At 44.2% G+C, this 15,004-nt stretch carries 11 protein-coding genes and 1 pseudogene; 1 reads left to right on the top strand and 11 read right to left on the bottom strand.

Translation table 11 applies throughout. From position 1 onward, the window contains the following. Positions 1 to 41: 41 nt before the first annotated feature. Entirely contained in the window at positions 42 to 350 is a 309-nt protein-coding gene (locus tag ACWA2B_RS14915) for a hypothetical protein (RefSeq protein ID WP_185156378.1), read from the bottom strand. Between the two features lie 543 nt (positions 351 to 893). Then, on the bottom strand, positions 894 to 1,385 hold the full coding sequence (locus ACWA2B_RS14920) for a Wadjet anti-phage system protein JetD domain-containing protein (RefSeq protein WP_161626963.1): 492 nt from the start codon (positions 1,383 to 1,385) through the stop codon (positions 894 to 896). 118 nt (positions 1,386 to 1,503) lie between these two features. Here ACWA2B_RS14920 and ACWA2B_RS14925 point away from each other — a divergent pair. Then, positions 1,504 to 1,837 (top strand): annotated as a pseudogene (locus ACWA2B_RS14925) (transposase); the annotation flags it as partial. On the opposite strand, the gene ACWA2B_RS14930 reads toward ACWA2B_RS14925, so the two are convergent. From ACWA2B_RS14930 to ACWA2B_RS14970, 9 genes are all read right to left on the bottom strand, one after another. Then, complete coding sequence (locus ACWA2B_RS14930; RefSeq protein WP_029515263.1) at positions 1,837 to 2,301, bottom strand: hypothetical protein; 465 nt, start codon at positions 2,299 to 2,301, stop codon at positions 1,837 to 1,839. The pseudogene ACWA2B_RS14925 and the gene ACWA2B_RS14930 overlap by 1 nt on opposite strands. A 1-nt stretch (position 2,302) precedes the next feature. Next, complete coding sequence (locus ACWA2B_RS14935; RefSeq protein ID WP_449292341.1) at positions 2,303 to 2,485, bottom strand: hypothetical protein; 183 nt, start codon at positions 2,483 to 2,485, stop codon at positions 2,303 to 2,305. After that, a complete protein-coding gene (locus ACWA2B_RS14940; protein ID WP_449292342.1) occupies positions 2,482 to 4,509 on the bottom strand; it encodes a hypothetical protein in 2,028 nt (675 codons plus the stop codon). Before ACWA2B_RS14940 ends, ACWA2B_RS14935 begins: the two co-directional genes overlap by 4 nt. 193 nt (positions 4,510 to 4,702) lie before the next feature. Continuing rightward, positions 4,703 to 6,316, bottom strand: coding sequence for a hypothetical protein (locus ACWA2B_RS14945; RefSeq protein ID WP_338532415.1), 1,614 nt, complete (start codon positions 6,314 to 6,316; stop codon positions 4,703 to 4,705). 430 nt (positions 6,317 to 6,746) lie between these two features. Further along, on the bottom strand, positions 6,747 to 8,378 hold the full coding sequence (locus tag ACWA2B_RS14950; protein ID WP_039274859.1) for a tyrosine-type recombinase/integrase: 1,632 nt from the start codon (positions 8,376 to 8,378) through the stop codon (positions 6,747 to 6,749). Positions 8,379 to 8,696: 318 nt separating this feature from the next. Continuing rightward, positions 8,697 to 9,929 carry a GH32 C-terminal domain-containing protein gene (locus ACWA2B_RS14955; RefSeq protein ID WP_449292343.1) on the bottom strand — a complete coding sequence of 411 codons (1,233 nt, stop codon included), beginning with the start codon at positions 9,927 to 9,929 and terminating at the stop codon, positions 8,697 to 8,699. Between the two features lie 19 nt (positions 9,930 to 9,948). After that, the gene (locus ACWA2B_RS14960) at positions 9,949 to 12,042 is read right to left on the bottom strand and encodes a LamG-like jellyroll fold domain-containing protein (protein ID WP_449292344.1); all 2,094 of its coding nucleotides are present in this window, start codon (positions 12,040 to 12,042) and stop codon (positions 9,949 to 9,951) included. 189 nt (positions 12,043 to 12,231) lie between these two features. After that, positions 12,232 to 14,505 (bottom strand): GH32 C-terminal domain-containing protein, encoded by a 2,274-nt coding sequence (locus tag ACWA2B_RS14965; protein ID WP_449292345.1) that lies wholly within the window; start codon positions 14,503 to 14,505, stop codon positions 12,232 to 12,234. Next, complete coding sequence (locus ACWA2B_RS14970) at positions 14,502 to 14,963, bottom strand: GH32 C-terminal domain-containing protein (RefSeq protein ID WP_449292346.1); 462 nt, start codon at positions 14,961 to 14,963, stop codon at positions 14,502 to 14,504. The genes ACWA2B_RS14965 and ACWA2B_RS14970 overlap by 4 nt, the downstream gene beginning before the upstream one ends. Positions 14,964 to 15,004: the final 41 nt, after the last annotated feature.

Raw genomic sequence — 15,004 nt, forward strand, 5'->3', positions numbered from 1 at the left:
ATGAGGATCGGACGGATTGACGCGGCATCAATGCGTCAAAGTCAAGAGGCCGCTGAAGAGCTTTCGTAAGCTTTTTTCTGTTGCGGACGGAACCACGAGGCAGCAAGAGCGAGTAGAGAAGTCCCTATTAGTGCGATGATGACCCAGCGGTAACCGTGAATGACGAAAGCAAAATCAACGGCAGAAATCACATTGTTCTTTCCGGAATACAGCACGTTCTTCAGGTGGGCTGGCAGCGCTGCGCCGACGATGGTTAAAGAAAGAGCCGTACTCAGCACTTGACCCAAGTTATATAGCATGGACCGCAGTCCATTCGCCACCCCGCGGCTTTGCTCCGGAACGCTTGACATGATCTCCGTCGTATTGGGGGTAAGGAATAAACCGGTCCCGACCCCGATTAACAACATGCCGCAAGCGGTGACCCCGTAAGAGAAATTTCCACCGACCACGAATAGGAGTAACCGCCGGTGTCAGCACACGATCACGCTTTGATCGCTTGCTGTAGCCGGGAACTGAGAATGTAGTCTGCAACTGGCTCTTCATCCCCCATTTAAATAAGCCGCCAAGATACCCAGACGTTACCTTGCTCTACACCAACCTGGTAACAACCTTGTTTCCTTGATCGGCCAGTTACGGATTTACTTGCATTTTTATGGTAAAAATAGAAGGCTCAATTTTGATTTTTGTCCCAGTCCAAGAAAACAACTAATAACAATAAATGAAAAAAGCCGCAAAAGTCGCGGCTATTGTGAAATACACTGTCAATACAAAGTATTACCACGAATCTTATAGAATTCGGCAACAACCAGTGGCTGAAATACAGTTTATAATAGTATAGCTTCTTGCTCTAAACGCTTGCCCGTACACAACATCTCTCGAATTAATCCGTGAAACTAGGAATTATCCGTGTTTTCCAGTAGCTGCTCCAATTTGACTTGATAATCTGCAGTGAAGGTTTCTGCCCAATCCAAATGCTGATGGAAAGTAGTCTTATCCATACGATAGGGTCGTAGTTGTGGAAACACTGATTTTTGCAAATGCCGGAATATTTGGAACCCTCCCCAATCGATGTCGCCCCAAAACTGAACTTCAATCTGAAGACCATTTTTATCAAATTTATCTTGGATTTGCCGAAGAAAAAATCGTTTATCCGGTCCTGGAAAACTTCCAAGATAAACAACAATGATCTTCTTCTCTAACAAATTACCAATTCTCGATAACGATTGGATATATTCATGAAATACAGTTTTATTTCCAATGATAAGAATGCGTTCAGCCCTCAAATCTATCACGCGGCCTGCTTTCATTAATTGCGAGTGAACCGTCACACCAAAGAATAGTCGCTCCGGGAGAGATTCACCCATTTGTAATTCAATTCCGTACAAGGCTTGAAGTAACAATTTAGTTTGGACATAATCTTTACTTCAACTGAGATAAATTTGTCAATACTGACTACTAGATCAAAGTTGGAGGAATAAGCACATGGTGACCTGAAGCGGATTATTGTCAAAACAAGAATTACGTCAATTCGTAAAAGAGCATAATTTTCAATCGGCAGAAGATATTCAATGGACATTAAAGGAATTATTTGCAGATGTACTTCAAGAAGCATTAGAAGCCGAACTGGATACGCATCCCGGTTATGAGAAACATGATGTAAAAACAAACAAACGAGAAACAGCCGCGACGGCTACAACAGTAAGAAAACCGTAACCTCCGAATACGGTGATGTAGAATTTGAACCTGTAGTCGTGAAGAAAAATCAAACGAATGTGACCGGCATTGAGGAGCACATATGTATGCGAAGGGTATCAGTACACGGGACATTCAGGATCATTAGAATAAGTCAATATCTCCGAAACGCTGGCTGATTAATTCTCGGTACTGTCCGTTCTCTATGCGTAATTCGTCCAAAGCATCTTTATACGTACTTATAAGCTGTGTTAAATGAGTAACCTTGGCTTGCAATTCCCGGTGCTCCTGGGCTACAATCTCAGGACTTGTAATCGTTGGTTCTCCTTCAGAGGCCGAGTCTAGGATTAATTGTATTTCCTCATTCAATTTGGTGAACCATTTTTCCAAATATTCCTTATAGGAACCCGTCCACAACATTCGCGAGCTTTTCAATCTGATTCGCGAGCTTTTCAATCTGATTCGCGGGCGTTTTGCAATCATATCGTACACATCTGATTTTGAAAGACGCGATAATCGCCCCTTTTTGACATCATTTAAAAGCTTTCTTTTTACTTGTGCACATTCCCATGCCAAGTCGCTGCTACTGAAAGAAACCGGACGAGCCAATTTACTTTACCTCCCCACTTAAAATATAACAAAGCACTTCTGCATTAGTTGGATTAGGCTTCTCTTTAGACTGTTCACGAAAGTATGCCTTTGCTTTCTCAAAGAGCAATGAATGCAGTTTTTTCGCCTCATTTGGCGGCATTTTAAATTTATTTACCCAGAGACTTCTTTCTGTTTTGTTCAACCGTTCCTTATATCCTCAGCCTTCTGAAAAACCATTTTTCGTTGTCCTGTGGACTTGAAATTTTTCTCTGCATCGAGACAATAGTAATAATGCAACATTTCACGAAATATGTCGGCCTTGTGCGCATCTTCTGTACCCTCATCAGGACTATAATCATCACATGCTCTACAATGCCCGGGTGTATGACCACAGTTTAGCAAGACATGTGCATTACAATTATGCGTATAACCACCTACGTTAACCTCGTGTAACTCATCTTCCAAATCAATAACTTTACCTTGGAAACGTGGTGATTCCTCTATAATTTTCTGGGTTAATTTATATGCTTCATCTAGCTTTTGAGGCGTGACCTCAAACTTAGATGAAATTTCGGTTATCTCATCAATGGCTACATATTCAGTAGACGAAATTCCAGCCCCTTCTGTCTTATCAGCATCCTCCCCTTCCGGTTTCTTTCTCCAAACGCCTTTTTGAAGTAGATGACCAAACTTTGCAACTTCTTCTGCAGGCATTGTTTCCGTATAAGGCTTTTTTGAGGAAGGATGACTATGTCCTGCCTGCCTCTCTAGTAGCTCATCATTGTCTCCTAAGATACGCCGATAAGTAAGATGGAGCGCTCTTAGATTATGGGGTGTGAAATATGGCTTCCTAAGTTCAGGCCATAACTTCGATTGATTGCGAGTTAAAAAATTATACAGTCCGCTAGTTCGTATAGGGCCATCATTATGTTTTGAAGCCAGTAAACGAAGTTCCGTAAGGCCATCCCCCCCCCACTCTCTTGGAAAAAATATAGGTTCTGATGGGGCAAAATGAATCAATTCGTTAAACCATCTTGCAGCATCGCTCTTCACTAGAGCGTGATGAACCCATTCATAGCCGTTTCGATCGGGTTGATTGCGAATGGTCTTGGTTTTGTGAAAACGAATCCAGGAATTATCCTGCGAATCTATAAATAAAGCATTCTGAAGCAAATTAACTATTTCATGAGGCCTTGCTGCAGTTGATAACATCAACAGGCAAGCCCGCCTATGACGAAAGTCCATCAGAATGTTCTCGTTAATTAAAGGAGTTTGATCGTTCATTAAGGTCTGCACAAGAATATAAGCTTTGGACATACTAAATACTCGTCCATGATCTTTTGACATAACACGTCTAGGTCTTGGCATAATCCGTTCTATGTTGTATGAAGCATTTGTAGTTCTTATAAGCCACCTAAGCCAATGTCGAAGCGCCACTCGGAAAAACGTCTTATCTTCTTGTCCCTTCATCTGGCCAAAAATCTCTGTGTATACTTCTGATATTGAATTCTCGCTTATGTCAGTAAGACCTTTTGATCGACATTTGATTGCAAAATACCGGATGTACTTGACTATCGCTTTCCAATAATTTATGCTGATAGTTTTTTTACCGTATCTGAAAAGTAAATTTCCTTCATCGTCGTAATAATCATCAGTTATTGAATCATTCACACGTTGCCTCAAGTAAGAAAATGCAAAGGTATAGAGACTCTCCTCAAACGGCGTTTGGGTTGGATATATTCCCGCGGCTATCCAGACACTTCTTTCCGCTTCATCGCAAGGTATGACCGGTTTATTTTCAATCAAGGAATCTGTTTCTTTAGCTAACATCTTACCTAGGAGGGTTAAACTACTTCTATGATATTTAGCGATCTTACTTGCTTTTGCTAATACAGAGGAAGTAATAATATGATTACCCTCTAACCCTTCCTTAAGGGCGTAACCTGCGAACCATAAGCAAACTACAGTTCGAAGCAAAGGAATCCTTTTCTTTGCCTTTTGTAGTTGTTTTTCGCTATCCATCGGATACAATACCGGATAGTATTTATCGTAAAGCGCATCAAAGTACTCAAAATTCGGTAACTCGGGAAAAGGAAATTTATTGAATTCGGTCTTGGTTGGAAATACGATCTCTAAAGGCAAACTGATCCGTTGTAAAAAGGCAAGCAGTAATACGTAATCTCTTTGGGTGCCGGGTAACTTGAAAAATATTGTGGGTTGTACCAAATCCGTTAAGGAGCTTGATAAAATAGGTTCAACCCGTCCCCAAGTCTCTGCCGATCTGTATTGTTCATACTCCGATCTTGTCAGATGCTCTCTACTCTCGAATTGTCCCTTTCACCTTACAGTAATGGGTCCAAATCTCAGGGATTGCCAAGCTAATATTTGCGACACGATTTCACCTCTTTCCAATCTAAGCTCAGACTAGTCGACTGATAACCTCTATTTGAATCTGTTCGTCACTATAGCCGAAATGCCGAATCATGTCCCCAAGCAACGCTATTTGCGTAGCTAATCCGGCCGCCTTGGCGTTTTTGGTTGTAAAATCCCGACTGCCTCGCATCATGTTCCACATGTCCTTGGTTAATCTGGCCAAAGTATGAAATGCCTGTGCTGCTTCACTTTTTCGTATGGCGAAATGATGACAGGAAAAACACTTTGCCTCAAAAAGGCAAGCCCCCTGTATTAAACATCTTCCTACACCTGTAGGAGCTGGAAGCCCGAATTTTGCAAAGAATTCATCTAAAGATAGCTCTTCAGATCCCAAAGCTTTTATCAATTCGTCAGGCTCAGTTTGTTCGCTGGCAAGTGCTTCGAAGATTCGCCAAATAAACCGTCCCGCAATCTCACCATCCTGATATTTCTTAATAGTAGCAAATAACAATGCTTGACGGGAGAGATTACTTCGTAAGTATCGATTCAGCATGGTTTGATTTTCATGACCTGCAGCAAGTCGTGCTAACTCACTGTTCCCGGTTTCGATTGCAATGTGAGTTATGAGATAGTGTCTGTAACCATGAGCCTTCCCTTTTTTATCTCCATGTCCAATAAATTCTGCTATCTTGTCAAAAAACCTATATATTTGTCTTTCATTCAAAATCCAGGGATATTTCTCCAATTGAAAAAGATGAACATACGATGCATCCGCTCTTTCGTTCCGTATCGGTCGGAAGGCTTTATCGCTCGATCTTTTCTGTAAAAATTCGACCGCTCTAAGACCTGCAGAATCAATTATAGGAAATTGGCCGTTACGATGTTTAGCTTTCTCAATACCTGAATATGGGCTGTATAATCCTACCGCTGATGGAGCATTAGGCAATGGCAGCATACATTCTTCAGCCTGAAGATTGAGCAGATACGTTTTACGCACCGGTGATGAGGCAATAATTAACCAAAAAGCGCGACATAAAACTTCAACATCATCTTCGGGATGATAATTTTCAATTGCTTCCTTCATGAGCATCGGGAAGTTTGGGTCATCAAAAGCGAGGCCATCACCGGAATATGTTTCTTCTTGGGCCTCACGATGAATTCCAGAATATAAATCACTGGGCCAGTCAACGTATGTTGGAAAAAATGTATGAGAACCTTTCCCCCAATCAAAGAATAACTTTATGTGTAGAAGATTGTTCCCGGTATACTTAGCTGAAAACTCCTCTCCATCGTTATTCTTTGAAATGTAATCAAACAAATCGAGAAAATCTTCATACTCGAGAGATGAAGCATCCGACTCCCCGTGCTGGTCAAGCCATTTGAAAAATTTATGCAAAGCACTGCCCGCTTTACGAATATAATAGTCTAGCGAATTACTTCGTTTTAAATGCTCGCGAAACTCACGTGCGATATCCCCCCACTTTGGATGCTCACAGCAATCGTCAAACAGTATTCTTTGCCTACGTCTTCCTGGTTCATCCGAATATCCAAGCTCAAAAAGAATGTCCTTTAAACACTTGGCGTTATAACGTTTGTCGTTCGGACGCATTACATCCGCTAACGCTATATCTTCTTCCGTGAAATCGCCCAGCGGTTTCATAACACCTAGAAGGTGTATAGATAGTTTGTTGAACAAACCTATACGGTTTGAGTCTTTTTTGCGGATGTGTTCTGCTTCTGAATTTTTGAGGAGGCCCATTTTGACGGGGAAATCCGACAGATAACACGACCTCTGGTTGACAGGTAACAAACCAAGTCGTTTCGACGATATTGTGCTACTACATCATTTCCCTTGCAAAAACCTGTATGCCAAGCCCAGAAAATGACATACCATAGGTCTCGACTGTCGCGATGCCGAAAGGTTGGTCTCTCTTCAGGCGGTACAGCTAACCAGTTATCCGGGGCCGGAAATGTAGTAAATAATTGAAGGACGGGATTTTTTATAGAGGAAAATACTTGATTCACATGATTCAAACGCAGCGTGTTTTTTAAAAATTTGCGAAATTCCGATAATGGAGTCCATTCTAGTATCATTCCGAGTCCTCCTCATGCGCGTGGATTCCCTCTGAGATCTCCGCCTGTCGCATAAATACCCTCCCTAAATGATCTACTTTACCTTTTTCTGTGTCATTATTTGACTCAGGTATCCAATGAATATATGTATCGCGCGTAATCACGACAGAAGAATGCCCCAACCACTTGCTGATCTCTTCGATTGGTCTGCGATATCTTAGGAGAAGTGATGTCGCGAATAAGTGTCGGAAGGTGTGTGGATAGTAGGAACGTAGGTCTACGCTTCCCCCAGTTCGTTGAAATAAGTCATCAGCCAAATTATTATACTTACTGTAAACGCCTTTCTTACTTAATGGCTTCCCTTTTGAATTGTTTGACTCTGATACAAATAGATAGCCATGATCTTCACTTGTGTAATAAGACAAAAGTTCCCGCCGCTGAAGAAGTGCCCAATACAGAAGATCAGTGAACTCCTCTTGTGTTGGAAATCGGATATTTTTCCTGCTAAATGGATCAATTGTTTTGTGAGTTATCAACGCCACGTCCCTGCAGGAAGCCTTCGTTTTCCATCCCGTATCAATGACCCAATTCCCCCGCAACCCGCGTTCTTTTACAAACTGCAAGTTCCCGGAAAGAGACTCGGTTAATTCCTCTCTTGCTGTATGATACACGTTTAAGTTGGAAGGAATTGTTGACGGCTCAATTCGAATCTCAGCTGCTTCACCAGGGCGTAATCCAAAGTAACGCAATATCGCAAAGAGAAGAAGATCCAAAGCATTTTCATACGGATCGATCAATTCAAAGAACATGTCTGCTTCGGTCTCACTAAAGACCTTGTCGTGGTTAATGGGAGAGGCTTGCCTGCTCTTCCCTCCTCCAGGTCCTGCAGTACCGGAATCTCGAGCAATATTTTCCACATCAAACACTATCCGCACCCTACTACCCGCAGTACCCGCTATTAATGAATGATTATCTCTTATTTCTTTTCTCGGAACCTGCTCTAATGGCAGGTATTTAAATCTTGTTGTTCTATCACGCAAGAACTTCAGATATGCACATGCAGTATAGATGATCGGAGCAAGTGCACCAGACGGGTACTCACACCAGTTGGTTTTCTTTAAATCGTTATGACTGCTTCGAATTACGGTTGATAGCTTCCCTTCTGCCATTGCATGTTTGTTAAGGGGGATATTCTTTAACATAGACCAATGAATCCCGTGAGTCGCCACCTTTAAATCTTCAAATGGCTTGTAACCTTTTGGAATACATCGAAGGTAATCCGCAAATCCCAGTAATATTACTTCAATAGGATACGGTCCACCTGCTTTTACTTCGATATTATGGATATGTTCAAAATCTTCCTCTAGCCTCCAGAACATCATGTAATCCAAGAACTTTTTCAGATTCTGGGCATGCCCTGTAACCGTATTCATTTTTAGCTTTTCCGTTAATAATAGATTCATTAAAAATGTTGTAGCTTCATGATGAGTACTATGATTTGGTTTAACAATAGCGATCACTTGGGTACCTTCTACTTGATGTATGTAATGTAAACCATCAATGTTAAGGGATTTGTAGTATCGGGCATACCCAACCAATCGCATTGTTTCCCCCATTAGCTGTGCTATACTCAGAAGCTCTTTATACACACACTCCCCCCCTCTCCCAAGCATTTTTATTCATTCCTCTGTATAAGTTGAGTATAGAGGGACCACCCCCACCTCAATTATGTTTCCATAATTTTCTTTAATTCTACACAATACGTTGCATTCTGACAACAATAATTCACCCCCTATCCATAGATAAGATAAGGGGTTTCGAGATTTACATTATTTACTTCCCATTTATCAAAAGCTCAATTCCAGAATCAGATACAATACCGATGCCATTTCGAATGATAAGCTATTTGACTATTCGATTTGCTTGGAGTGACTACAGGACTCACGGGTATTCTGTATTAACAAGAGTCAGTTGTTAGTTTTCTTCTGTACCTGAACAGGTACATTAAAATCATCGACGTTAATATGTCCAAACCCGCCTTTGGAGTGGTCAACCACCTTTATATAAAGCTCCTCCCCGATATAATCCGTCGCATCCCAAATCTTACGTTGATATTCCTCATAATTGGTCGCTGTCTCTTTAAATAACTCTTTGTCGTCCGACGCCCGAACCAGCGCAACATACAGACGATCTATATCCCGGCCTCCGCTGATAAGGAAGTTGATCTTACCGTTCCCACCAAGGACGAAATTTTGAGATCTTAGCGCTCCTGTTAAGCTGTCGCCGCCGGCTTGCTCGTTGAAGCCCCACAAATGGTAGCTGCCCGGAATTTTATGCGACGGGTTGAAGAAAATGTTGTCCCAGAAGAACTGGGTATTGGTCACATGGACATTCTGGAAGGCGTCTCCTTCCGTCATCCATCCTGTTAAGTCGCCCGTAGCAAAATCATGGTTAGGCAGCTCTGTAATATCCTTATACACAGAATTACCCCACTTATCGGGTACATAGACCGGAGCAGCCGGTTTACCCGTTAAGGCATTCATATCCCATACTTGCATGGATTTGATATTGATATCGCCATCGGCCCAGATCTGTAAGCCTAAGGAGTCGTATCTGCCTACATAGACACGAGTTGTCAGCTTCTTCTTGTAATTTGCAAAGGCTTCAATGACCGAGCGATCAAGAAAGATATGGAGTTTCAAGTTCTCTCCTTCAAGATCTACATATCCTCCTTGAATGCCGTCTACACGCACATCCGGATCAATGCTGCTCTTGGTTCGATCCACATTAAACGTCCCGTTCTTCTTGTCGTAGTAAATGAGCGTCTCTTCTTGGCCTTTTTCCGAGCGTCGCACCTTGAGACCAAATTTCTGGGCTTCACGCGGATCAATCTCCATCACAATCTCTAGCATGTCGCCTTTGACATTCTTAATCAATTGATTGGCACTCTCCAAATTTTTGTCCGAAAAATCAACCCATTTTTCCCCTCGAAGGCTCTGCAGTTCTTTAATCGGTTCGATATGCAATTTATCATACTTATTGAGGCTTAGGGAAACCGGCAAAGATAAATTATGAGCCCATCCAGATTGATATTCGGCTTGCGGTGTTCTTACATTTTGCACCATAGAGAATACGACCGTTCTTCCGTCGGGTGTGACCAGACCGCTCTCTGCGGTTAAATAGCCGTCACCTACATCCATTTTGGAGGGTGCCTCCTGATCAGTGATGCCAGAATGGACCTTGCGGGTTATGTTGATAAAATAAATGGTATTTGCCGTTATAGTAAATCGGTGCATGTGCTTCATTCATCCAGTTTTGCGGAGGCATCGCGTGGTACTGGGGTCGGTGCTGATCTCCGTCAAACACACTTGGATCCTCATCAATGTCCGCATTCGGAATTTTCGGAATTGAACCTCCATGAAGCGCCTTCACGCTCTCATATCCAGCAAGTATCTCCTGGTTCGTAAGGGCTTTATTATGCAGCTTCACTTCATCTAGGAGTCCGCTGAACATATTGAAGGAGAACACCCCTGCTAACTCTACAGGTTTATTATTTTTCCCGATGATCAGGCTTTCGGTAGATGGTGTGATCGGAACGTTGACGGGGGTTGCTTGGGAAGCCACTTCCTCACCGTTTAGATATAACTTAATTTTTCCATCTTCTTTACTGAAAGTAGCGGCCACATAATTCCACTTGTATTTTTCCAACGGGTGATCCTTTACCCATACCTGAATCCACTGACCGCCGATGCCTACTTGCATCGACCATGTACCGTGCCGATACATACCAAGAGAAAAGCCTTCCGCTTTATCCTGGTCGGATTGGTTTACGATCGCAGACAGCTTGTTTCCGTCTCCCCACTCATAGCTACGCGGTGCAACCCAAGCTTCGATGGTTAACGCGTCGCTTACAGGCACAGTAACGCTTGCATTGACCTCAATATAATTCGAGGATCCATCGAACAATAAGGCGCCGCCTTTTATTCCACGCGGAGTCCATCTCGGATCCTTCGATGCCATATACCTGGCGTTGTTAAATACATAGTTCACATCGTGCCTAAGATTGTGTACTTTCTCCAACGCTTTCTTTCCTGCGCCTTCATCAAGGTTTAAGTAGAAAATAGTCCCCCTACCACTTGCTTGGAAACTATCAACGGCAATGCTGGCTTCATTGGAATGATCGACAACCTTTACATAGAGCTTCTTGTTGTAGTGTTCTTGCACTTTCCATGAGATTTTCTCGTTCGCGCTGACATTCCCGGTTTTCATAAGCAATGTGTTGCTGTTCGCATCGAAAAGTGCAACATATGCATTTTCCGGTTTGAGGATATCCAAAACAGTAAAATTAATTGTTCCTGTTCCCTGAAGCGTGAAAGTATTAGAAGTGATGGAGCCCTTTCCTTGCAGGGAGGATTTGGCATAAAAGTTCCCTTCTTTGCTCGCATGAGCTTCATCAGTCACTTCAAAAGCATCTTCCTCAACCGTCCAGCCATCGAGATTTCCGGTTTCAAAGCTTGGATTATCGATTTCATAGCGCTTGAAATCCGGCTTGATATCCGTCGCAACAATTCCTTCAGCTGGCTCCGACTCATGGTACATGGAGAATGCGTCCGCAAAAATGACTCCCCAATCCGAGGTTGCATTATCGACGACCTCCACATACAGTTTCTTGCCCAATTGTGTGGAAAGATCCGCCTTGTATTGCACCATATTGGCAAGCCGCATGCCCTGCGCAGGATCCGGGAAGTCAACGTCGGCGAATGCGCTATTTCCGTATCGGGCAATAACTTGTCCCGTATCGACTTCCACAATATTTATAAATACCTTGTCTGGGTTCTTCGCACCGCCAAGCTTGAAGCTGATCCAGCCGCTTCCGCCCAGCTCGAAAGTGCTGGAACGAAGTACACCTGTCGCAGATTCGTCATACTTCCAGCCGTTTAAATGATAAGCTCCTTCCTGGTTATACGGTATTTTTTCTGCCCACCAAGTCGTTTCGTCGGTTACGCTATTCGGACCGAACGCATCGCCTTTGATAACGGTCCATCCCGTCAAATCTCCTGTTTCAAATCCAGGATTCCGGATTTGATAGACTGAATCTGTAACTGACAATCCCATGTCATTCTTAGGAATATTCTTGATTTGATAAATCGCATCCGTAACCGATGATTTCACATCATTCTTAGGAATGAGCGTTTCTCCAGCAACAGTTCTATTTTCGGACGCGACAGAGATTCCCGGAACAACAAGCTGGAGCACCATAGCCCATATAACCATTCCCGATATCCAACATTTTCCTCTTTTGACTTTCCTCATTCTCGAGCCTCCTTCGAAACTTGTTATACTTGCGAACATCGATACCTCATTTCGAAATGCTCTCCTTGTACAAAGATGAATAGTCATGAAGAAGGGAGAATATGAATGAAACGTTTCCAAACGGAGGAATGCAAAGTTTCTTGATCATTTGTGCATACCCCATTCGTAAGGAGCGCCTAAACAACCGTCTTACCAAACGGACTTCATATCCCATATATCCAAGGATTTAACAAACGGTTCTCCATCTCCCCAAATCTCGAGTCCCAAAGCATCCATACGGCTCGGATATACCCGGGTTGTCAGGCTTTTCAATCCGCTTGCATAAGCTTCGACCATGGAGCGGTCCAAATAAATGTGAAGCTTCAGATTCTCCCCAAGCAGCTCCAACTTACCGCCTTGAATCCCTCCGCACTTTTCTCCAGGATGCAGGGTCGTTTTCGAGCGGTCGACCATGAGCAACGCTTGATTCCAATCATAATACAGCAGAGTTTCTTCCTCTCCGTCCGGCGTACAACGGACCTTGATTCCGAATTTTTTGGCGCTGCCGGGCTCCAATTCCAATTGAATCTCAAGCATGTCACCATGAACATTCCTAAGCTGCACATTAGTTTCAGCCAATGACTGGTCCCGAAGCGATAGCCGCTTAGGGCCACGCAGCGATTGAAGCTCCTGAATCGGCTCTATTCCCAGACGTCCGTCATCCCTCAAATACACGCTTAACGGCAAGCCTCCGTTATGAGCCCAACCCGACTTATATTCCATCTCGGAGGTCCGGTCGCCTTGGGCTATCGTAAAGACGATATTTCTGCCGGTCTTCGGATCAACCATTCCGCTCGGTCCGGTAAAATGGAAATCCCCGACATCAATCAATTGAGGCTCTTCTTGATCGGGGATGAACGAAAGATTTTGCTTGTCAAGTTGTCCGATCCAATAGAACACCTCGACATCCGCTCCCTTCCCCACAGGGCTGACAAGCAGCAGATGTTTGTTCACTCCCTGCTTGTCACTGCCAAGGGGAAGAAGCACAGGGAGCTCCCAGATGGGTCCAAGGTAAGGAAACTTCTGAATATCCGCTTTAAAAAACGGCCCTTTATACGTCCAATTCAGCATATCCTGTGACGCAAATGCCAGTGCTGCTCCACCTTCAATTCCGGACCCGACCAGAGCATACCAGCCGTCATCGTCCTTCCATACGAATGGATCTCGGAAATCCCCAAATGCGCCCATTCCCTTCTTCTGCACGATCAACGGCTCTGGATGTTTGACCCACTGAACCAGATCCGGGTTTCCGTCAAGGGTATAAGTGCTTCGGGCAAGCGCTACGCTCTGATTCGGAGAAGCGCTGTCATTACCTGCCGTAAAGAACAAGACAGGAAGTCCGTCAGCATCATAGGTTGCGCTTCCCGACCAGATCCCGTCCGGTGCGAGCTGATCCTTTTCGGGCGCCAGGGCCACGGGTAGATCACGCCAATGCACCAAATCCTGACTTACCCAATGTCCCCAATGGATCTGATGAAAGAACGGCCCCTGCGGGTTATGCTGATAGAACAAATGATATTGCCCGTCAAAATAGATCGGTGCATGAGGTTCGTTCATCCAATGGGCCGGCGGGCTAATATGATATTGCGGTCTGTGCCGATCAAGTAGCAGTGGCGTTCGGTCCAGCTTGATCTCGTCATAGTTTAATTGTGGCCGGATACCTTCATGAAAGGTATCCAGCACATGCCGATAAGAAGCGGCCACTTCTTCCGCGCTCAGCGCCCGATTATAAATCTTGAGTTCATCAATGATACCGCTAAACATGTGCAGGCTGAACACTTCCGCCAGCAGGCTGCTATGGTTATTCTTGCCGATAAGAAGATCCGTGTCCGCCGCCTCAGCCAGGCGGGAACCACGAGGCACGGCAGCTGAAGCGATTTCACTGCCGTTTAAATACAGCTTGATTTCCCCTTGGTTCCCATCGAACACAGCATTCACGTATGACCATTCATTCTTGGGCAGTTCATGGCCGTCCGGCGACCAAAGTTCCTTCCAGTCTCCTCCTTCCAGCCCGACTTGGAAGGACCAGGAACCGTGACGGAACATGCCGAGCAGATAACCCTGCTTGCGATCCAGGTTGTAACGGTTCACGATGGCGGACAATTTGCCATCATCCCCCCATTCATAGGAGCGTGGGGCTACCCATACTCCTATGCTTAACGCTGATCGATACTCTGGCTCGGTGTTCTGATTTCCCTCATCGAACGAATGCGCAATGTAAGTCGAATAACCATCGAACAGAAGCCCATTTCCAATTACCCCCTGTCTCCACCGTGGAGGGCAAGGTTGAGTAAACTCCGCTTGGTTAAACACGTACTGGATATTATCCTGGACTTGGGATACGCTCTCCAGAGCGCTTGTACCGGTTCCTTCATTGAAGGCCCAATACATAATCAATCCCCGATTATCGGTTGCATGGCTCATACTTCAACCCTCCTGGATGTCTGCTCCGTTGGACCATTAGGAATATGAATGGAGTTAAGAGCATGCATATAAAACGAGTTCACTACAACTTCCCCTGATTTCGCACTTATCTCAATACGATCCATCGGAGCATCAGGGAATATTTGATCCGTCAGTGCAACCAAGCCCTCATTCGCGTACACTTCAACCGCGTTGCGATCCAGCCAGATATGCAGCTTGATCTTCCCATTCTCCGAAACCATTCTAGCACCGTGCTTGCACGCAAACGACGGGTGGAAATCACTCAGGCCCGATTTCGAGCGGTCGATGAATAGCCATTGGCGCACAGGGTCATAACCGATAATAGTCTCACTTTGCCCAGAGGACTTCATTTTAATATGAACCTCGTCTTCGGAACGAATGTCGATATCCGCTTCAATTTCAAGCAGAACATCATTCGTTTTTTGCGTAAACGGCACCTCTGGCGTAACCTTAACCTCATTCCAGCAGAGCGTTCCTT

It is taken from the genome of Paenibacillus sp. CMM36 (genome assembly GCF_053570945.1).